At 71.0% G+C, this 21,380-nt stretch carries 14 protein-coding genes; 9 read left to right on the forward strand and 5 right to left on the reverse strand.

The genetic code is table 11. The features are described from left to right. Positions 1 to 45 precede the first annotated feature (45 nt). Positions 46 to 2,130 (reverse strand): molybdopterin oxidoreductase family protein, encoded by a 2,085-nt coding sequence (locus QF037_RS31335; protein ID WP_307030939.1) that lies wholly within the window; start codon positions 2,128 to 2,130, stop codon positions 46 to 48. Between the two features lie 314 nt (positions 2,131 to 2,444). On the opposite strand from QF037_RS31335, the gene QF037_RS31340 reads away from it, so the two are divergent. Genes QF037_RS31340 through QF037_RS31350 form a run of 3 tightly spaced genes read left to right on the forward strand, consistent with a single transcriptional unit; the run spans position 2,445 to position 6,019 of the window. Next, entirely contained in the window at positions 2,445 to 3,992 is a 1,548-nt protein-coding gene (locus tag QF037_RS31340) for an amino acid adenylation domain-containing protein (RefSeq protein WP_307030942.1), read from the forward strand. Continuing rightward, positions 3,989 to 5,236: a hypothetical protein gene (locus QF037_RS31345; RefSeq protein WP_307030944.1), complete on the forward strand. Its 1,248-nt coding sequence runs from the start codon at positions 3,989 to 3,991 to the stop codon at positions 5,234 to 5,236. The genes QF037_RS31340 and QF037_RS31345 overlap by 4 nt, the downstream gene beginning before the upstream one ends. A gap of 15 nt (positions 5,237 to 5,251) precedes the next feature. Then, a complete protein-coding gene (locus QF037_RS31350) occupies positions 5,252 to 6,019 on the forward strand; it encodes an enoyl-CoA hydratase-related protein (RefSeq protein WP_307030946.1) in 768 nt (255 codons plus the stop codon). Here the strand turns inward: QF037_RS31350 and QF037_RS31355 are convergent. Further along, positions 6,006 to 6,686, reverse strand: a complete 681-nt coding sequence (locus QF037_RS31355; protein WP_307037472.1) for a SanA/YdcF family protein — start codon at positions 6,684 to 6,686, stop codon at positions 6,006 to 6,008. The genes QF037_RS31350 and QF037_RS31355 overlap by 14 nt on opposite strands. A 216-nt stretch (positions 6,687 to 6,902) precedes the next feature. Here QF037_RS31355 and QF037_RS31360 point away from each other — a divergent pair, with 216 nt between their 5' ends. From QF037_RS31360 to QF037_RS31385, 6 genes are all read left to right on the forward strand, one after another. Beyond that, positions 6,903 to 7,808, forward strand: coding sequence for a sirohydrochlorin chelatase (locus QF037_RS31360; protein WP_373463842.1), 906 nt, complete (start codon positions 6,903 to 6,905; stop codon positions 7,806 to 7,808). Between the two features lie 61 nt (positions 7,809 to 7,869). Continuing rightward, positions 7,870 to 9,123 carry a deoxyguanosinetriphosphate triphosphohydrolase gene (locus QF037_RS31365; RefSeq protein WP_307030948.1) on the forward strand — a complete coding sequence of 418 codons (1,254 nt, stop codon included), beginning with the start codon at positions 7,870 to 7,872 and terminating at the stop codon, positions 9,121 to 9,123. A gap of 177 nt (positions 9,124 to 9,300) precedes the next feature. Then, positions 9,301 to 10,566 carry an NAD(P)/FAD-dependent oxidoreductase gene (locus QF037_RS31370; RefSeq protein ID WP_307030950.1) on the forward strand — a complete coding sequence of 422 codons (1,266 nt, stop codon included), beginning with the start codon at positions 9,301 to 9,303 and terminating at the stop codon, positions 10,564 to 10,566. Positions 10,567 to 10,671: 105 nt separating this feature from the next. Next, on the forward strand, positions 10,672 to 12,573 hold the full coding sequence (dnaG, locus tag QF037_RS31375) for a DNA primase (RefSeq protein WP_307030952.1): 1,902 nt from the start codon (positions 10,672 to 10,674) through the stop codon (positions 12,571 to 12,573). 233 nt (positions 12,574 to 12,806) lie between these two features. Beyond that, complete coding sequence (locus QF037_RS31380) at positions 12,807 to 14,444, forward strand: transposase (protein ID WP_307030954.1); 1,638 nt, start codon at positions 12,807 to 12,809, stop codon at positions 14,442 to 14,444. Between the two features lie 106 nt (positions 14,445 to 14,550). Further along, positions 14,551 to 15,846, forward strand: a complete 1,296-nt coding sequence (locus QF037_RS31385; protein WP_307030956.1) for an RNA polymerase sigma factor — start codon at positions 14,551 to 14,553, stop codon at positions 15,844 to 15,846. A 172-nt stretch (positions 15,847 to 16,018) separates the two neighbouring features. On the opposite strand, the gene QF037_RS31390 is transcribed toward QF037_RS31385, so the two are convergent. From QF037_RS31390 to QF037_RS31400, 3 genes are all read right to left on the reverse strand, one after another. Beyond that, a complete protein-coding gene (locus tag QF037_RS31390; RefSeq protein WP_307030958.1) occupies positions 16,019 to 17,947 on the reverse strand; it encodes an ABC transporter ATP-binding protein in 1,929 nt (642 codons plus the stop codon). Further along, a complete protein-coding gene (locus QF037_RS31395; RefSeq protein WP_307030960.1) occupies positions 17,947 to 19,680 on the reverse strand; it encodes an ABC transporter ATP-binding protein in 1,734 nt (577 codons plus the stop codon). Before QF037_RS31395 ends, QF037_RS31390 begins: the two co-directional genes overlap by 1 nt. 162 nt (positions 19,681 to 19,842) lie before the next feature. Then, a complete protein-coding gene (locus QF037_RS31400; protein ID WP_307030962.1) occupies positions 19,843 to 21,282 on the reverse strand; it encodes a xylulokinase in 1,440 nt (479 codons plus the stop codon). Positions 21,283 to 21,380: the final 98 nt, after the last annotated feature.

A 21,380-nucleotide genomic window follows, 5' to 3' on the forward strand; every position in this document is an offset into this window, starting at 1 on the left:
TGAGCCGCACCGGCATCGACGCCGGCCGGACGGGACGGCCGGCTCCTACGGCTTCACCGTCTCCAGCCGTACCGCGCACGCCTTGAACTCCGGCATCCGCGAGGTCGGGTCGAGCGCCGGGTTGGTGAGGGTGTTCGCGCGGCCCTCGCCCGGCCAGTGGAAGGGCATGAAGACGGTGTCGGGGCGGATGCCGGTGGTGATGCGGGCCGGTGCCACGGCCCGGCCCCGCCGCGACACGACCGCCACCGGGTCACCCTCGGCCGCGCCCAGCCGGGCCGCGAGCCGCGGGTGCAGCTCCACGAACGGGCCCGGTGCGGCGGCGTTCAGCTCGTCCACCCGCCGGGTCTGGGCGCCGGACTGGTACTGGGCGACGACCCGGCCGGTCGTCAGCAGCACCGGGTACTCCTCGTCCGGCTCCTCGGCGGAGGGCCGGTGCGAGACCGGGACGAAGCGCGCGCGGCCGTCCGGCGTGGCGAAGCGGTCGAGGAAGAGACGGGGCGTCCCGGGATGTCCCGCTTCCGCATCGGCCGCGGGACACGGCCAGAACACCCCGTTCTCCTCGGCCAGTCGCCGGTAGGTGATTCCCGAGTAGTCCGCGGGCCCGCCCGCGCTCGCCCGCCGCAGCTCCTCGAAGACCTCCTCGGGGTCGGTCGGGAAGCCCTTCTCCACACCGAGCCGGTCGGCGAGTTCGTGCATGACCTCCAGGTCACTGCGCACGCCCTCGGGCGGGGTGATCGCCTGGCGGCGCAGCAGCACCCGGCCTTCCAGGTTGGTCGTCGTGCCCGTCTCCTCCGCCCACTGCGTGACCGGCAGGACGACGTCGGCGAGCTCCGCCGTCTCCGACAGCACGACGTCACAGACGACAAGGAAATCAAGGGACTTGATGCGCTCCTCGATGTGCGCGGCACGCGGCGCCGACACCACCGGGTTGGAGCCCATCAGCAGCAGCGACCTGATGTCGACACCCAGGGCGTCCAGCAACTCGTAGGCGCTGCGTCCGGGGCCGGGCAGCGAGTCGGGCTCGACACCCCACACCTCGGCCACATGCCGCCGCGCCGCCGGGTCGTCCAGTTTGCGGTAGCCGGGCAACTGGTCGGCCTTCTGGCCGTGTTCGCGCCCGCCCTGTCCGTTGCCCTGCCCGGTCAGACAGCCGTACCCGGAGAACGGCTTCCCCGCCCGGCCCGTCGCCAGACACAGGTTGATCCAGGCGCCCACGGTGTCCGTGCCCTTGGACTGCTGCTCGGGGCCGCGCGCGGTCAGCACCATCGCGGCCTCCGGCTCGCAGAACATCCGTACGGTCTCGCGGAGTTGGGGCACCGGAACGCCGGTGATCCGCTCCACGTACTCCGGCCAGTGGGCCATCGCCGCGGCGCGGGCCTCCTCCCAGCCGGCCGTGCGCTCGTCGACGTACGCCTCGTCGACCCGCCCCTCGGCGACGACCAGGTGCAGCAGGCCCAGCGCCAGCGCGAGGTCGGTGCCCGGGCGGGGCATCAGATGCAGGTCCGCCTGCTCGGCGGTCTTGGTGCGGCGCGGGTCGATGACGATGAGCGTGCCGCCGTTCTCGCGCAGCTCGTTGAAGAAGCGCAGCGACGGCGGCATGGTCTCGGCGAGGTTGGAGCCGACGAGGATCACACAGCCCGTCTTCGGGATGTCCTCCAGCGGGAACGGCAGCCCGCGGTCCAGGCCGAACGCCTTGATTCCGCCGGCCGCCGCGGAGGACATGCAGAAGCGGCCGTTGTAGTCGATCTGCGAGGTGCCGAGGACGACCCGGGCGAACTTGCCCAGCGTGTACGCCTTCTCGTTCGTCAGGCCGCCCCCGCCGAACACCCCGCACGCGTCCGGACCATGCTCCGCCCGCGTACGCCGCAGTTCCCCGGCGATCCGGTCCAGCGCCTCTTCCCAGGTGGCGGGCACCAGCTTGCCCTCGGAGCGCACCAACGGGGAGGTCAGGCGCACCCGGGAGGAGAGCACCTGGTGAGCCGTGCGGCCCTTGCCGCACAGCGCACCCCGGTTCACCGGAAAGTCCGCGCGCTCGGTGACCTCCACGCCCCCGTCCGGGACGGGCGTGAGATTCATCCCGCACTGCAGGGCGCAGTAGGGGCAGTGGGTGGGCGTCGCGGAGTTCTGCATGCTCCTCAGCGTGCTTCCGCCGTGTTACGTGCACGGGGGCTCCCTGTTACACGAGCGGGACGGCGACCTCCCCGCCGGACGCCGGGCGCGGTGAGGCCGCCCGGCCGGGCGCACAGGTGCCCACCAAGAGTCGCCACCGACGGTGACGAACGTTGCCTCTGCTGTGAAAGACGTCACATGTGGCTCGTTCCGTCTCGTCGTTGGCCGATGACGCGTTGTTGAGCGTTGAAAAACCGGAGCTACAGTCGAGCGCGGATCCAGCTTGGCGCCAGGCAATCTCTCACGCGAAAAGCCAGCCAGGAGGTTTCCCCAGCATGCCCCTGCGCCATCTAGCCCCCCGCGACCAGCACCTCTTCCACCGGTACGGCTTCGGCCCGGCCGTCCCCGTCCCGGATCCGCTGATCCACCACGCCGTCGAACGGCAGGCGGCCGCCGCCCCGCACGCCGTCGCCGCCGAACACCTCGGCGCCCGGATCACCTACGGCGAGCTCGACCGCTACGCCGACGCCCTCGCCGCCCGTCTGATCCGCCGGGGTGTGCGCCCCGGCGACCACGTCGGCCTCTTCGTCCGCCGCTCCGTGCCGATGCTCGTCGGCATCCTCGGCATCCTGAAGGCGGGCGCCGCCTACGTCCCCCAGGACATCGGCCTCGCCCCCGCCTCCCAGCTCGCCCACGTGATCCGCGCCGCCCGCACCCGCGTCGTGATCACCGTCGCCGAGCACGCCCACCGTGTCCCGCTGCCACCGGGCCACCATCTGATCGCCCTCGACGAGCCGCTGCCGTACGTCCCGGGCCCCCGCACCGCCGCCCCCGGACCGGCACCGGACGTCCGGGTGCACCCCGACGACGGCTGCTACGTCCTGTTCACCTCCGGCACCACCGGCCGCCCCAACGGGGTCAAGGTCACCCACCGCAATGTCGCCAACATCCTCCTCACCGCCCCCGGCGACCTCGGCATCCGCCCCGGCGACCGGGTCGCCCAGCTCCTCAACATCGCCTTCGACATGGCCGCCTGGGAGATCCTCGGCTGTCTCGCCCACGGCGCCACCCTCGTCATCCGCGGCAAGGACATCGCGGCGGCGGCCCGCCGTGCGGACGTCGTCATCGCCACCCCGACGGTCCTGTCCGGCGTCGACCCGGCGACCTGCCCGCGTGTGCGCACGGTTGCGGTGGCGGGGGAGCCCTGCCCGCGCCCGCTCGCCGACCGCTGGGCCCGACAGGCGACGTTCTACAACTGCTGCGGTCCGACGGAGACGACCATCGTCAACACGATGCGCCGCCACGAGGTGTCGTCTCGGACCCTCACCATCGGCCGCCCCACCCCCAACAACACGGTCTACGTCCTCGATCCGGACCTGCGTCCGCTCCCCATCGGCGAGGTCGGCGAGATGTGGGCGGGCGGCGCCTGCGTCTCGGCGGGCTACCTGGACAACGACCGGCTCAACGCCGAGCGCTACGCCCCCGACCCCTTCCTGGGCGCCGGCCACCGCATGTTCCGCACCCGGGACCTCGGCCGCTGGACGCCCGACGGCGAACTGGAGCACCTCGGCCGCACCGACGACCAGGTCAAGGTGCGCGGCTTCCGCGTCGAACTCGACTCCGTCTCCTCGGTGCTGGAGTCGGTCGAGGGCTGCCGGCGTGCGGTGACCCTGAAGCGGGACGCCCGCACCCTGGTCTCCTTCGTCACCCCGGCCGACGTCGACCCCGACACGGCCCGGCGCGCGGTGGCGGACGCGCTGCCGTACTACTGCGTGCCCGAGAGTGTCATGGCCCTGACATACCTGCCCGAGACGGACCGCGGCAAGATCGACAAAGCGGCGCTGCTGCGGCTGGCCGAGGAGCGCACGGCGGTGTCCCGATGACGACCTCACTCGAGCGCCAGTCGGTGGAACTGCCCCCGCGGGCCTCGGCCCCGCGCCGACTGCTGAAGCACCCGCGCCTGATGCACTACAACCGCCTGGCGGCACTGGTACTGACGGCCAACCTGGTGTTCCTCTACATGAGTTGGACCCCGTCGGCACGCACCATGGGCCACGCGGCCCTCGCCGACCTGGCCCTCGCGATCCTCGTGCGCCAGCAGTACGTCATCAACCTCCTCTTCAAGCTGGCCACTTGGGCGCCGACCAGCTGGCCGCTGAAGGTCCGCTGGACGCTGGGGAAGGTGTACCACTTCGGCGGACTGCACGTGGGCGGGGCGCTGGCGGGGGCGAGCTGGTTCCTGGCGCTCACCGTCACCACGACCGACGCCCCGCTCAGGGCGGTGGGCTGGACCCTGACGGCCCTCCTCGCACTGATCATCGCCACGGCCCTGCCACCCTTCCGCTCCCGCCACCACGACCACTTCGAGAAGATCCACCGCTTCGGCGGCTGGGCGGCCCTCGCCCTCTTCTGGACACACACGCTCCTGGCGGCCCCGGGCCCCGTGGAGGTGACGGTCCTGTCGGTCGTCACCTTCAGCGTCGCCCTGCCGTGGCTGCGCCTGCGCAAGGTCGACGTACGCGTCGAACGCCCGTCCCCGCACGTGGTGCTGGCCCGCTTCGACCACGGCGAGACCCCCTTCGCGGGCTCCTCCACGGCCATCAGCCGCAGCCCGCTGAAGGAATGGCACTCCTTCGCCAACGTCCCGGCCCCCGGCGAGCCCGGCTTCCGGCTCACGATCTCCCGGGCCGGTGACTGGACGGGCGCCTTCATCGACGACATGCCGAACCGGATCTGGGTCAAAGGCATCACCACGGCCGGAGTCGCCAACATCGAGACCCTCTTCACGAAGGTGGTCTACGTGGCGACCGGCAGCGGCATCGGCCCCTGCCTCCCGCACCTCCTGGCCGCCGAGGTCCCCTCCCGCCTCGTCTGGGCGACCCGCGACCCCCGCACCACCTACGGCGACGCCCTCGTCGACGAGATCCTCGCCGTCCAGCCCCACGCCCTGATCTGGGACACCTCCCGCGACGGCAAACCCGACATGGTGCGCCTCGCGTACGCCGCCTACCGCGACTTCGGCGCCGAGGCGGTGATCTGCATCAGCAACAAGAAGCTGACCTGGCAGGTGGTCCACGGCCTGGAACAGCGGGGGATTCCGGCGTACGGCGCGATCTGGGACTCGTAATTCCACGGAGGACAGATGAACACGATAAAGATCGAGCGCTACGGCCGTGTCGTGGCCGTACGCCTGCACCGCCCCCACGTCCGCAACGCGCTGAGCGGCGAGCTCCTGACCGAACTCCTCGACGCCCTGCGCCCGCTGGACGCGGATCCCGAGGCCGGCTGCTTCGTCGTCACCGGCTCGGAGAAGGTCTTCGCGGCGGGCGCCGACATCAAGGAGATGGCCGCGAGGACGGCCGTGGACATGGCCGCGGAGGACTACTTCCGCGCGTGGGAGGAGTTCGCGGACCTCCGCACCCCGAAGATCGCCGCCGTCAACGGCCATGCGCTGGGCGGCGGTTGCGAACTGGCGATGATGTGCGACCTCGTGATCGCGGGGGAGTCGGCGGTGTTCGGCCAGCCCGAGATCAAGCTCGGCGTGATCCCCGGCATCGGCGGCACCCAGCGTCTGACCCGGCTCATAGGCCGGGCCAAGGCCATGGACCTGGTCCTCACCGGCCGCACGATGGACGCGAGGGAGGCGGAGAGCGCCGGCCTGGTCTCCCGGGTCGTCCCCGACGAACGGGTCCTCACGGAGGCCCTGGAGGCCGCGGAGACGATCGCCTCGTACGGCCGTACGGCGGTCAGGGCCGCCCGCGACTGCGTCGACCGGTCCCTGGAGACGGGCCTGCGCGACGGCATCCGCTACGAACGCCGCGTCTTCCACGCCCTGTTCGCGACCCAGGACCAGAAGGAGGGCATGACCGCCTTCCTGGAGAAACGCGCCCCGCGCTTCACCGGCCGCTAGCGAGCGCCTGCCCGACCCCCGGTTCCTCCGGGCCGAGGAACCGGGGGTCCGGCTCGAAGACCGCGTCGAGAGCCGCCTTGCCCGCCGCGACGACCTCCCGCGCCCCGCCGTAGTACCAGGTGGCGTCGTGCTTGGCCTCGACCCCGATGCCGTACGACGTCACACCGGCCTGCTGGCACAGCGCGACGGCCCGCCGGATGTGGAAGCCCTGGCTGATCAGGACCGCCCGGTCGACGCCGAAGATCTTCTTGGCGCGGACGCAGGAGTCCCAGGTGTCGAACCCGGCGTAGTCGCTGACGATGCGCCGGTCGGGAACACCGTGCCCGGTCAGATAGGCGCGCATGGCGTCGGGCTCGTCGTAGTCCTCGCGGCTGTTGTCGCCGGTGACGAGGACGACCTCGATCCGGCCCTCGCGGTACAGCTTCGCCGCCGCGTCCAGCCGGTGGGCGAGGTACGGGGACGGCTCGTCGTTCCACAGCCCCGCGCCGAAGACGACGGCGACCTCGGTGTGCGGCACGTCCGCGGTCGTGCGCAGCCGGTCGCCCGTCACGACGTACATCCACGTCGCCGGCAGCAGTGCCAGTACGCACCCGAGCATCACGGCCTGCACCAGCCGCCGCTGCCCGGTACGGGTGCGGGGGATACGTGGCCTGTGCGGCCTGCGCAGTCTCACGGGAGCCCCTCCCTGGTCGTCCTTCGACAGTCAGGGACGTGATGTAAGCCCCGACGGTTCGCCGAAGGGCACGTGACCAGCCTCACCAGCTTCGGCGAAACCGCAGGTCAGAACAGCTCACAGAGGCTACCCACCCCACCGTGAACCCACGGAAAATCCCCGTTATCTTCGCGCAACGGGGCGGCAACCTCCCACCGCGACCATCTGTTCATGACGCCGTCGAACCCTCCGCGCGACGAGTCCACCGCCAGCCCCGGCGCCCTGCTGCTCCCGGGGGCCGACCTCGACAGTACGGCGCACCTCATGAACCGGATCAGCAGCCAGCTCGCCAGCCAGCTCAGCCTCGTGTCGCTCGACGGCAGGCGGCGCCCCGAACAGCCCGCGCTCGTCGTCGTCGCCCACGGCAGCCGCGACCCGCGTGCCCTGAGCACCGTACGCACCCTCCTCGACAAGGTCCGCGCCCTGCGCCCCGGCCTGTCCGTCCACCTCGGCCACATCGAGCTGAACGAGCCCCTGCTGCCCGACACCCTCACCGCCCTCGGCGACCGCGAGGCGATCCTCGTCCCGCTCCTGCTCAGTCGCGGCTACCACGTCAAGCGCGACATCCCCGAGATGGCCGCCGCGACCCGGGTACGCGCCCGCGTGGCCGCCCCGCTCGGCCCGCACCCCCTCCTGGTGGAGACCCTGTACTCCCGCCTCGTCGAGGCCGGCTGGTGCACCCGCATGGACGACACGACGCGCGGCCGCACCGCGGTGGTCCTGGCGGCGGCGGGCTCCCGCGACCCGGAGTCCAAGGTCGACACCGGCCGCACGGCCCAGCTCCTCTCCGACCGGCTCGGCGTCCCGGTCGTCCCCGCCTACGCCACGACGGCGGCTCCCAGGGTCCCCGACGCCATCGAGGCCCTCGCGGCGAGCGGCCGCACGCGAATCGCCATCGCCTCCTACTTCACGGCCCCCGGCCGCTTCGCCACGGAGTGCGCGGAGGCGGCCCCGTGGATCGCCTCGGCCCCCCTGGGCACCCACCCCGCGATGGCGAGGCTCCTCCTGCACAGGTACGACCAGATGACCAACCTCAGGGGCGCGAGCAACCACACGCCGGCCGCACTCGCCGGATAGCGGAACCAGGCAGACGCGAAGGCGCACTCCGTTTGTCAGCCCCTGCCCTTACTGTCGAGACATGTCGTACGACCTGGAGTCAACCGAACGCTGGGCCCCGGAACCGGACAAACGCCCCGGCCGCACCGCCTTCCAACGCGACCGCGCCCGCATCCTCCACTCATCGGCCCTCCGACGCCTAGCCGGCAAAACCCAGGTCGTCACCCCCGGAACCCGCAGCCAGGCCTGGGACGCCAGCCCCCGCACCCGTCTCACGCACTCCCTGGAATGCGCCCAGGTGGGCCGCGAGCTCGGCGCCGCCCTCGGCTGTGACCCGGACCTGGTGGAAGCCGCCTGCCTCGCCCACGACCTCGGCCACCCGCCCTTCGGACACAACGGCGAACAGGCGCTGAACGAATTCGCCGAGGACTGCGGCGGCTTCGAGGGCAACGCCCAGTCCCTCAGACTCCTCACCCGCATCGAACCCAAACGCTTCACCCCCGAGGGCTCGGTCGGCCTCAACCTCACCCGGGCCGCCCTCGACGCGGCCACCAAGTACCCCTGGCCCCGAGGCGCCCACCCCACGGACCCCAAGAGCCCCAAGTTCGGTGTGTACGACGACGACCGCCCCGTCTTCGACTGGGTCCGCAAGGCCGCCCCCGGCACCCGCACCACCTTCGAGGCCCAGGTCATGGACTGGTCCGACGACGTGGCGTACTCCGTCCACGACGTCGAGGACGGACTGCACGCCGGCCACATCGACCCCAACCACCTCCACGCCGAACCCGAGCGCGAGGCGGTCTTCGCGGTGGCCCTCGGCCGGTACGTCCCGCAGGACACCGACCCGGCGGAACTCGCGGCGGCCCTCGACCGGCTCCAGGACCAGCCCTGGTGGCCGCACGGCTACGACGGCTCGGCCGTGGCCCAGGCCCGGCTGAAGGACGCCACCAGCCAGCTCATCGGCCACTTCTGCCTCGCCGCGGAGGCCGCCACACGCGCGCGCTACGGCACCGGGCGCCTGACCCGCTACACCGCCGAACTCGTCGTACCCCACGAGACCCGGCTGGAGTGCGCGGTCCTCAAGGCGGTCGCCGACCGGTACGTCATGCAGCGCGCCGAGCAGGAGCGGCTGCGGGCGGACCAGCGGATCGTGGTCGCCGAACTCGCCGAGGCGCTCACCCGCCGTGCCCCGGACGGCCTGGAGCCGCAGTTCCGCGCGGCCTTCGACCAGGCCCCCGACGACCGCGCCCGCAAGCGCGTGATCGTCGACCAGATCGCCTCCCTCACCGACCCCTCGGCCCGCTCGCTGCACGCACGGCTGACAGGGCACGCGTGAGAGCGCTGCCGTGTGCACATGTTCCCGACCGGGTACTTGTGCGACATATGTGCCACGGGTGACGCCAAACGCGCCCGAATGTGACCCTCCGTGGCCTGATCGGGCCACTCCCTCTTCCCCCATCACGCTCCGTGCGGGACGCTCCCATGTGGCGGCACCCTTACGAGGAGGCATCAAGTGGTCGACGCGGATCAGACATTCGTCATTGTCGGAGGCGGTCTCGGCGGCGCCAAGGCGGCCGAGACGCTCCGCGCGGAGGGCTTCACGGGCCGCGTGATACTGATCTGCGACGAACGCGATCACCCCTACGAGCGCCCGCCCCTGTCCAAGGGCTATCTGCTCGGCAAGGAGGAGCGCGACAGCGTCTTCGTGCACGAGCCGGCCTGGTATGCGCGCAACGACATCGAGCTGCACCTCGGCCAGACCGTCGACGCGATCGACCGCACCGCGAAGACGGTCCGCTTCGGCGACGACGGCACGCTCGTGCACTACGACAAGCTCCTCATCGCCACCGGTGCCGAGCCCCGCCGCCTCGACATCCCGGGCACGGACCTCGCGGGCGTCCACCACCTGCGCCGCCTCGCCCACGCGGAACGGCTCAAGGGCGTGCTGGCCGCCCTCGGCCGGGACAACGGACACATCGTGATCGCCGGCGCCGGCTGGATCGGCCTGGAGGTCGCGGCGGCGGCCCGCGAGTACGGCGCCGAGGTCACCGTCGTGGAGCCCGAGCCGACCCCCCTGCACTCCGTGCTGGGCCCCGAGCTCGGCGGGCTCTTCGCCGACCTGCACCGGGAGCGCGGCGTCCGCTTCCACTTCGGCGCGAAACTGACCGAGATCGTCGGCCAGGACGGCATGGTGCTGGCCGCCCGCACCGACGACGGCGAGGAGCACCCGGCGCACGACGTCCTCGCCGCGATCGGCGCCGCCCCGCGCATCGCCCTCGCCGAGGCCGCGGGACTGGAGATCGCCGAGCGCGCGTACGGCGGCGGGATCGTGGTCGACGAGCGGCTGCGCACCTCCGACCCCGACATCTACGCCGCCGGGGACGTGGCCTCCTTCCACCACGCCCTCTTCGGCACCCGGCTGCGCGTCGAGCACTGGGCCAACGCCCTCAACGGCGGCCCCTCGGCGGCGCGCGCGATGCTCGGCCGCGACCTCGCCTACGACCGCGTGCCCTATTTCTTCTCCGACCAGTACGACTTGGGGATGGAGTACAGCGGCTGGGCGCCCCCGGGGTCGTACGACGAAGTGGTGATTCGAGGGGACGCAGGAAAGCGTGAGTTCATCGCGTTCTGGGTGAAGGAGCGCCGCGTGCTCGCCGGGATGAACGTGAACGTGTGGGACGTCACAGAGCCCGTCCAACAGCTGATTCGCTCGAAGACACAGGTGGACACCGAGGCGCTGGCGGACCCGCACGTTCCGCTCGAAAACCTCGTCCCTTAGATGTCAGTTCTGCCCCGGCTGCAACTCCCGGGGGGCAACCCCCGGACCCCCGGCCGACGGACAGCTCGCCCCATGAGTGTCAGTTCTGCCCCGTAGACTCACCTCGTGGCAGGACGGATCAACGACGAGGACGTGAAGGCGGTACGGGACGCGGTCCCGATCGACGCCGTGGTGTCCGAGTACCTCCAGCTGCGCAACGCGGGCGGAGGCAATCTCAAGGGCTTGTGCCCCTTCCATGACGAGAAGTCGCCGTCCTTCCAGGTCAGCCCCAGCAAGGGTCTCTTCCACTGCTTCGGCTGCCAGGAGGGCGGCGACACCATCACGTTCGTGATGAAGGTCGACCACCTCTCCTTCTCCGAGGCGGTCGAGCGCCTCGCCGGACAGGCCGGCATCACGCTGCGCTACGAGGAGGGCGGCTACAACCCCTCCCACCAGCGCGGTGAACGGATCCGCCTGGTCGAGGCCCACAAGATCGCCGCCGACTGGTACGTGGAACAGCTCGCCACCAGCCCCGAAGCCGACGCCGGCCGCAAGTTCCTCGCCGAGCGAGGCTTCGACCAGTCCGCCGCCGAGCACTTCTCCGTCGGCTACAGCCCCCAGGGCTGGGACCACCTCACCCGCTATCTGCGCGGCAAGGGCTTCACCGACAAGGAGCTCCTGCTCTCCGGCCTCTCCCAGGAGGGCCGCCGCGGCCCCATCGACCGCTTCCGCGGCCGCCTGATGTGGCCGATCCGCGACATCGGCGGCGAGGTCGTCGGCTTCGGCGCCCGCAAGCTCTACGAGGCGGACACCGGCCCCAAGTACCTCAACACGCCCGACACGGCGATCTACCGGAAGTCCCAGGTCCTCTACGGCATCGACCTGGCGAAGAAGGACATCGCCAAGGCGTCCCGCGCGGTCGTCGTAGAGGGCTACACCGATGTCATGGCCTGCCACCTCGCGGGCGTCACGACCGCCATCGCCACCTGCGGCACCGCCTTCGGCAGCGACCACATCAAGATCCTCCGCCGGCTCCTGATGGACAACGGATCGGCCCGCGTGATCTTCACCTTCGACGGCGACGCGGCCGGCCAGAAGGCGGCCCTGCGCGCCTTCGAGGACGACCAGAAGTTCGCCGCCGAGACGTACATCGCGATCGCCCCCGACGGCATGGACCCCTGCGAGCTGCGCCTCGCGAAGGGCGACGAGGCGGTGGCCGAGCTCGCCGAACCCCGCACCCCGCTCTTCGAGTTCGCGCTCCGCCAGATCGTCGTCCGCTACGACCTGGACACCCCGGCGGGCCGGGCGGCCGCCCTGGACGAGGCCGCCCCGATCGTCGCCCGGATCAAGAACAGCGGCGCCCAGCACGAGGTCGCCGTCCAGCTCGCCGGCATGCTCGGCATCCTCGACACCCAGTTCGTGGTCAAGCGGGTGGCCCAGCTGGCCCGCTGGTCCCGCGACCGCGGCGGCAAGGGCCCGGCACCGGCCGCCCGCGGCCCGCAGCACTACGACTCCGCACCCCGGCCCCAGGCATCAGGACCGGCCCTCAACCTCCGCAACCCCGTCTACGCCACCGAACGCGAGCTCCTCAAACTCGCCCTCCAGCGCCCCGAGCTGGTCTCCCCGGCCTTCGACGCGTACGGCATCGACGAGTTCACCGCCGCGCCCTACGCCGCCGTACGTCAGGCGATCATGGAGGCAGGCGGCGCCGAGTACGGCGTGCAGGACTCCCAGGACTACCTCGTGAGAGTCCGTGAGGCCGCGCCCGACGACACGGTCCGCGCGATGGTCACGGAGCTGGCCGTCGAGGCGATCATGCGCAAGACCGTCGACGAGATCTACGCGGGCGTACAGCTGGTGGCGGTCCGCCGCCGCGCCGTCGAGCGCCGCATCATCGACATCCAGTCCACGCTCACCCGGCTGGGAACCCACGGAGATCCGGCGCAATTGGCCGCCGTACAGAACGAATTGTGGGTACTCCAGCAGTACGACCAGGCGCTGCGCGGGCACGGAGCCGCAGCTCTCTGAGGGGTTGGGAACTGCTGCCGCTGGACTTAGCAGAAGTGACTTCTGGTGATCGTGAGTGAGCGCCTGTACTCGATGCGGTGGTTCATTTGCACGCCAAGAGGGTCTGCCGACGGGGGTGTGCTGCCTGCAGTTTCGGGAGGGAACGCGAGTTCGTGGGTCGAATGAGTGACCTTTGCGGATGCTGCTCGTTGACTGCCGTGGACGGGGATTTTCGGAAGGGCGGGGGTGTATGAGTGGGCGCACTGCGGGAGGTGGCGGCGTCGTTCGTGGTGCCCGGCCCGGCCGGAGTGGCGGTCCGGGACCGGCTGCGGGTGTCGGATGCGGACGCGGCGGTGCTCACCGAGGTCGGTGTCTACTTGGGTTCGCTGGCGGCCGGTGATCTCGCGGAGCGGTCCCGGCAGGGGCCGGCACATGATGCCGCGGGGTGGGCGGTGCGCAAGCGGGAGCTGACGGGGAGGTCGTCGGCTCGGTGGGCGGGCAGTATCACCAAGGCCACGCATGATCAGTGGGCGCTGGCCCGGCGTGGGCAGGCCGCCCACATGGCGTGGCTGCGGGGGCAGATCGCGTCCATCGAGGCGCGGCTGGCCCGGCCACTGGGCGCAAAGGCCGACAAGCGGGCAGGGCTGGCGCGCGGTTATGCCACGCGCGTCGAGTGGCATGCCAAGTCCCGCCGCCTGCAGACGTTGAAGGCCCGGCTGGCGGTGGTGGAGGCGGACTGGGCGGCGGGCCGGGTGCGGGTCGTGCGTGGTGGCAAACGCCTCGCCCACACCCGCCACCACCTTGAGGCGGCCGGACTGGAGGAGCACGCCTGGCGGGAGCGCTGGCGAGCGGAGCGGATGTTCCTGGCCGCAGACGGGGAGTCCGGCAAACGCTTCGGCAACGAGACCCTCCGCGTCACCGACACCGGACAGGTCTCCCTCAAGCTCCCCGCTCCGCTGGCCCACCTGGCGAACGCGCCGCACGGCCGGTTTGTGCTGGACTCGGCCGTGGTGTTCAAGCACCGGGGGCAGGAGTGGCTCGACCGGATCACCGTCAACCGGGCGGTGGCTTACCGCATCCACCACGATGTGGTGCGCGGCCGCTGGTACATCACCGCGTCCTGGCAGCGCGCAGCGCCCGCCCCCGCCCTGCCGCTTCAGGCGGCGCTTGCGCGGGGGGTGGTGGGAGTGGACATGAACGACGACCACCTCGCCGCCTGGCACCTCGATATGCACGGCAACCCCATCGGCGAACCCCAGCGCTACTTCTACGACCTGACCGGCACCGCCCAGCACCGGGACGCGCAGATCCGGCACGCCTTGACCCGGCTGCTGCACCACGCCCGGCGCTGCGGGGCCGCCGCGATCGCCATCGAGGACCTCGACTTCACCGATGGCACCAGCCGCGAGAAGCACGGCCGCAACAAGCGTTTCCGCCGCCTCATCTCCCGCTTCCCCACCGCGAAGCTCAGGTCCCGGCTGGTGTCGATGGCCGCCGAGCAGGACATCGCCGTCGTCGCGGTGGATCCCGCTTACACCAGCCGCTGGGGCGCGCAGCACTGGCAGAAACCGCTGACCACCACGACTCGCACGATTTCCCGGCACGATGCGGCGAGCATCGCGGTCGGGCGACGCGCCCTCGGGCATCCGATCCGGCGACGGACGACACCGCCCCCGTCCCACCAGAGTGATGGTGCGGGGCATCGGACCGTCCAGGCCCGACCGGACACCCGCAGGCGTGAGGGAACCCGCCCCCACCCTCCCGGACCGCGCACCGGATGCGCGCCGCCGGGCCATGGAGCGAAAGCGGGCGACCAGGGTGCCCAACACCGTTCGGGACACCCGGCTGAGCACCGGTCCTGGCAACAGGACTCACTCCCGCTCAGTCTTTAGGAACGGTTCGCCTCCGTCAGGGTAACCACCCGGTCACGGACCGGACTCAAAAAGTCACCGCACGCCCCTCGTGGCGGCGATGTGTCGTACTCCACACTGGGTTCCGGTGCCTGAGTCCTCGGAGCGCGGCCGATCCGTCCCCAGCGGGTCCCACACCCCCGCGGTTCCGCTCATCGCGTACGGGACGGACAGCGGCGAGGCCGTCGACTCCGCCCCCGAAACAGCGCTGCCGCTCACTTCTGCAGCGATCATCCTGGAGGTCGCCCCCGTGCAGACCCAGACCCTCAACAAGACCGACGCCAGTACGGACGGCGCGGAGCCGGATACGGAGACCGACGTTCTCGCCGCGGTCCCTCCGCAGAGCCGTGTCGCGCACCACCCCGAGGCGGAGCCGGACGAGCCGCCGGCCGACGCCCTGGAGACCGTGGAACCCGCCGAGCCGGTCGAGGCTCCCCAGCCGAAGAGCCGCAGCCGCGTCGCCGACACCAGCGGGCCCTCCTCCGATCTCTTCCGTCAGTACCTCCGCGAGATCGGCCGTATCCCGCTGCTCACGGCAGCCGAGGAGGTCGAGCTGGCCCGCCGCGTCGAAGCCGGCCTGTTCGCCGAGGAGAAGCTCCTCAACACCCCTGACCTGGAAAGCCAGTTGGCGATCGACCTGGACCGCCTGGTCGTCATGGGCCGGATGGCCAAACGCCGGCTCATCGAGGCGAATCTGCGGCTCGTGGTCTCGGTGGCCAAGAGGTACGTCGGCCGCGGCCTGACCATGCTCGACCTGGTCCAGGAAGGAAACCTGGGCCTGATCAGGGCCGTCGAGAAGTTCGACTACGCCCGCGGCTACAAGTTCTCGACCTACGCGACCTGGTGGATCCGCCAGGCCATGTCCCGGGCTCTCGCCGACCAGGCCCGGACCATCCGGGTCCCGGTCCACGTCGTGGAGTTGATCAACCGGGTCGTCCGCGTCCAGCGCCGCATGCTGCAGGAACGCGGCTACGAACCGACCCCGGAAGAGGTGGCCGCCCACCTCGACCTCGCCCCGGAACGCGTCAGCGAGGTCCTGCGCCTGGCCCAGGAACCCGTCTCCCTGCACGCCCCGGTGGGCGAGGAGGACGACGTCGCCCTCGGCGACCTCATCGAGGACGGCGACGCGACGTCGCCGGTCGAGTCGGCGGCGTTCCTGCTGCTCAGGGAGCACCTGGAGGCGGTGCTGTCGACGCTGGGGGAGCGGGAACGGAAGGTCGTACAACTCCGTTACGGCCTGGCGGACGGCCGCCCGCGCACGCTGGAGGAGATCGGACGGATCTTCGGCGTGACGCGGGAGCGGATCAGGCAGATCGAGTCCAAGACGTTGAACAAGCTGCGGGACCACGCATTTGCGGATCAGCTGAGGGGCTATCTGGACTGACGCCGGGCGCGGGTGAGTTGTGGCCGGTCGCGCAGTTCCCCGCGCCCCTGAGGTACGTGTACTGGACCCACCTCTTCAGGGGCGCGGGGCTGTGACATGTGCGGCTCCGCCGCGTGGGCGCGACCAGCCCCCACGCACCCGCAGTCGACCGCCGACCTGCCTCGCCCCCTCCTCAGTCGACCTCGGCCACCGCCTGCGCGAACTGTGCCTTGTACAGCCGCGCATATGCTCCATCCGCGGCCAACAGGTCCCCGTGTGAACCCTGTTCCACGATCGACCCGTTCTCCATCACCAGAATCGTGTCCGCGTCCCGGATCGTCGACAGCCGGTGCGCGATCACGAACGACGTCCGTCCGTGCGCCAGTTTCGCCATCGCCTTCTGGATCAGCACCTCGGTCCGGGTGTCGACGGACGACGTCGCCTCGTCGAGGACCAGGATCACCGGGTCGGACAGGAACGCCCGCGCGATGGTGATGAGCTGCTTCTCACCGGCGCTGACCCCCGAGCCCTCGTCGTCGATCACGGTGTCGTACCCGTCGGGCAGCGTCCGGATGAACCGGTCCGCGTGCGCGGCCCGCGCGGCCTCCTCGATCTCGCCCCGGGTGACCTCCCGCGAGGCCCCGTAGGCGATGTTCTCCGCGATCGTGCCGCCGAACAGCCAGGTGTCCTGGAGCACCATGCCGATCCCGGCCCGCAGGTCGTCCCGGGACATCCGCGCGATGTCGACCCCGTCGAGAGTGATGCGCCCGCCGGAGACGTCGTAGAACCGCATCAGCAGGTTGACCAGCGTGGTCTTGCCCGCGCCCGTCGGACCCACGATCGCGACCGTGTGCCCCGGCTCCACCTTGAGCGACAGATCCTCGATGAGCGGCTTCTCGGGGTCGTACCGGAAGGACACGCCTTCCAGTGCCACCCGCCCCCGCAGCTCGGCGGGCCGCTCGCCCGGCATCGGGTCGGCCTTCTGCTCCTCCGCGTCGAGCAGCTCGAAGATCCGCTCGGCCGAGGCGACCCCGGACTGCACCAGGTTGGCCATTGACGCGACCTGCGTCAGCGGCATCGAGAACTGGCGCGAGTACTGGATGAAGGCCTGCACATCACCGATGGACAGCGTGCCGGAGGCGACCCGCAGGCCACCCACCACCGCGACCAGCACATAGTTCAGGTTCGACACGAACATCATCAGCGGCTGCATGACCCCGCTGTTGAACTGCGCCTTGAACCCGGCCTCGTACAGCGCCTCGTTCTGCTCGGCGAACTGCTGCGCCGACTCGTCCTGCCGCCCGAACACCTTCACCAGCGTGTGCCCGGTGTACATCTCCTCGACGTGCGCGTTGAGCTTGCCCGTCGAGCGCCACTGCTGCACGAAGTGCGGCTGCGACCGCTTGCCGACGCGCGTGGCGATCACGAACGACAGCGGCACGGTGACGAGCGCGACCAGCGCCAGCAGCCATGACACCCAGAACATCATCGCGAGCACCCCGATGATGGTGAGGATCGAGTTGATGAGCTGGCCCATCGACTGGTTGAGGGTCTGCCCGATGTTGTCGATGTCGTTCGTCGCCCGGGACAGCACCTCACCGCGCTGCCGCTTGTCGAAGTACGACAGCGGCAGCCGCGACAGCTTCGTCTGTACGTCCTCCCGCATCCGGAACATGGTCCGGTTGACGACCCGGTTCACCAGCCGCGTCGCCACCAGCATCAGCAGCCCGGCGGCGACGAACACGACGAGCGCGATCAGCAGGACATGGCCGACAGCACCGAAGTCGATGCCCTCGCCCGGGGTGAAGTCGGTGCTGCGGAGCATGTCGGCGACCTGGCCGTCCCCGCGCTCCCGCATCGCCTCAAGCACCTGCTCCTTCGAGGCGCCGGGCTCCATCTGCCGTCCGACGATGCCCGCGAAGACCAGATCGGTGGCCTCGCCGAGGATCTTCGGCCCGACGACCGACAGACCCACGCTGACGAACACGCAGAACACCAGCGCGTAGACCGTGAACCGCTCCGGCCGGAAGTGGGAGATGAGCCGCCGCCCCGACACCTTGAAGTCCATCGACCGGTGATCGGGGCCGGTCCCGGCCATCATGCGCCCCATGGGCCCGGCCATCAGGCAGCCTCCGCTTCCGTGAGCTGGGAGAGCACGATCTCCCGGTAGGTCTCGTTGTCCGCCATCAGTTCGTGATGCCGGCCGGTGCCGACGACCCGTCCTTCGTCGAGTACGACGATCCGGTCGGCGTCCCGGATGGTCGCCACCCGCTGGGCGACGATCACGACGGTCGCCTCGGCGGTCTCCCGGGACAGGGCCGCGCGCAGGGCCGCGTCGGTGGCGTAGTCGAGGGCGGAGAAGGAGTCGTCGAAGAGGTAGATCTCCGGGCGCTGCACGAGCGTACGGGCGATGGCGAGCCGCTGCCGCTGACCACCCGAGACATTGGTGCCGCCCTGGGCGACGGGGGAGTCGAGCCCGTTCTCCAGCCGCTCCACGAAGTCCTTGGCCTGCGCCACCTCCAGCGCGTGCCACAGTTCCTCGTCCGTGGCGTCCGGATTGCCGTAGCGCAGATTGCTCGCCACGGTCCCCGCGAAGAGGTACGGCCGCTGCGGCACCATGCCGACGGTCCGCGCCAGCAGCTCGGGCTCGATGCCCGCCACGCTCTCCCCGTCGACCAGCACCTCGCCGTCGGTGGCGTCGAACAGCCGGGGCACGAGCCCCAGCAGCGTGGACTTGCCGCTGCCGGTCGACCCGATGACGGCGGTCACCTCACCGGGCCGGGCGACGAGATCGACGCCCTTGAGCACCGGCTCCTCGGCACCCGGGTAGCGGAAGCCCGCCCCGCGGATCTCCAGATGGCCGTGGCGGCGCAGCTCCAGCACCGGAGCCTTGGGCGGAACCACGCTCGAGGAGGTGTCCAGCACCTCCTGGATCCGCTCGGCGCACACCTCCGCGCGCGGCACCATCATGAACATGAAGGTGGCCATCATCACGGACATGACGATCTGCATCAGATAGGCGAGGAACGCCGTCAGATCACCGATCTGCATCTGCCCGTCGTCGATCCGGTGGGCGCCGAACCACACCACCGCGATCGACGACACGTTCACCACCGTCATGACCATCGGGAACATCAGCGCGAGGTACTTGCCGGTGCCCAGCGACATCTCGGTGAGCTCGGCGTTCGCGCGCCGGAAGCGGTCCTTCTCGTAGTCGTCGCGCACGAAGGCGCGGATCACCCGGTTGCCGGTGATCTGCTCGCGCAGCACCTGGTTCACGGTGTCGAGGCGCACCTGCATGGCCCGGAACAGCGGGCGCAGCCGCCGCACGATCAAGGTCACGCAGACACCCAGCACGGGGACGACCGCGACGAGGACCGCGGACAGCGGCACGTCCAGACCGAGCGCCAGCACGATCCCGCCCACACACATGATGGGCGCGGACACCATCAGCGTGAACGTCATCAGGGCCAGCATCTGGACCTGCTGCACGTCGTTCGTCGTCCGGGTGATCAGCGAGGGCGCCCCGAACTGGCCCACCTCGCGGGAGGAGAAGGACTGCACCCGGTCGAACACGGCGGCCCGCACGTCCCGGCCCAGCGCCGCGGCCGTCCGCGCGCCGTAGTACACGGCACCGATGTTGCACACGACCTGGATCAGCGAGATACCGATCATCAGAGCGCCGAAGGACAGGATGTACCCGGTGTCGCCCTTCACGACGCCGCTGTCGATGATGTCCGCGTTCAGCGTGGGCAGATAGAGGGTGGCGCAGGTCTGCAGGAACTGCAGCACCACCAGGAGGGCGATGGGTTTCCGGTAGGGCCTGAGATAGGTCCGCAGAAGTCGTATGAGCACGCTTGTCTCTCGGAGTCGGCGGTAGGAGCAGGGTGGTTGCCCCTGGCCCCTATCGTCGGACACTCCCCCCGCGTTACCTCAACCGATTAAGCCGACAGCAGTGCTTCGTACGGCCTTCCGGGGTACAGAAGCGCTGGTTTCCTACCGGTCTCTTACCTTCCGCTACGACCGGAACGCCCCCGGATGCGTCTGCTCCCGCACCGACACGAACTGCTGCCGCACCGCCTGTCCCACCGCCAGGTCCTCGCCGGGCTCCAGGATCTGCGCGGCCGCCCCCTGCCAGGCCGGCGGGTTCCGCGGGTCGAGCGTGCCCTGCGACACACCGAGCGCCCAGGCGGCCTGCCGGGCGGCACCGCGCGCCGCGTAGTCCGCCGGCTGCGGTACGACGACCTGCGCCCCGAAGATCGACGGCGCCGCCGCCTGCACGGCCGCCAGCTCGGCCGCCGCCCCCAGCAGAAAGACCCGCCGCACCTCCACACCGCGTCCGCGCAGCACGTCGAGCGCGTCGGCGAGCCCGCACAGCATGCCCTCGAACGCGGCCCGCGCGAGATGCTCCGCCTTCATCGACTCCCGCCGCAGCCCGGCGAGCGTCCCGGCGGTGTGCGGCAGGCTCGGCGTCCGCTCGCCTTCCAGATACGGCAGCAGGACGAGGCCATGGGCGCCCGGCGTCGACTTCATCGCCAGCTCCGACAGGCTCTCCAGGTCGGGCAGCCCGAGCAGCTCGGAGGTGCCGCGCAGGGTGCGTACGGCGTTCAGCGTGGTGACGACCGGAAGGTGCATGCCGGTGGCGTCGGCCAGGGACGTGATCATCCCGGTGTTGTCGACGAGCGCCTCGGGGTGCACGGCCATGACGGAGCCGGAGGCCCCGAGCGAGACGACGGCGTCGCCGAGCCCGATCCCCAGCCCGAAGGCGGCGGCCATGGTCTCGCCGGTGCCGGCGGAGATCAGCAGGCCTTCCGGAGTCGTACCGGCCGCGTCGGAGGGGCCGATCACCTCGGGCAGCATGGCCTGGTGACCGAGCGCCAGCTCGACGAGGTCGGTGCGGTAGCCGCCGGTGGCGGCGGACCAGTAGCCGGTGCCGGAGGCGCCCCCGCGGTCGGTGGTCCGGCGGACCGGCCTGCCGAGGAGCTGCCACACCAGCCAGTCGTGGGCCTGGAGGAGGACGGCGGTACGGGCGGCCGCGTCGGGCTCGTTCTTGACCAGCCAGCGGAGCTTGGTGATGGGCTGGGCGGCCTGCGGTACGCATCCCACCGCCTGCGCCCACGCCTCGCGCCCGCCGAGCGCGTCGACCAGATCGGCCGCCGCGACCTGGGCGCGCTTGTCGCCGCCGACGAGGGCGGGGCGCACGGTGTTGCCCTGGGAGTCCAGCGGCACGACCGCGTTCTGCTGGGACGACACGCCGATGGCCTGCACGCCCTCGAGGAGTCCTCCGCCGGCTGCCTCGCCGAGGGAGAGGAGCCAGGCCTGGGGATCGACGTCGGAGGGGCGGCCTTCCACCGGATGCGGGGCATACCCCTGTTTGAGCACGGCACCGGTGTCCGCGTCGCAGACGACGATGCGAGTGAAATCGGGCGAACTGTCCAGCCCGGCGACTATCCCCATGGCGGAAATTCTATGGGCCACGCGCCGTGGGGGTGCGCGGGCGCTGTCGGGCGCGGGTGCGACGCGGTCGTTCGCGCCGTTCCCCGCGCCCCCAGGCC

It is taken from the genome of Streptomyces canus (assembly GCF_030815415.1).
GTDB classification, from domain to species: Bacteria; Actinomycetota; Actinomycetes; order Streptomycetales; family Streptomycetaceae; genus Streptomyces; species Streptomyces canus_F.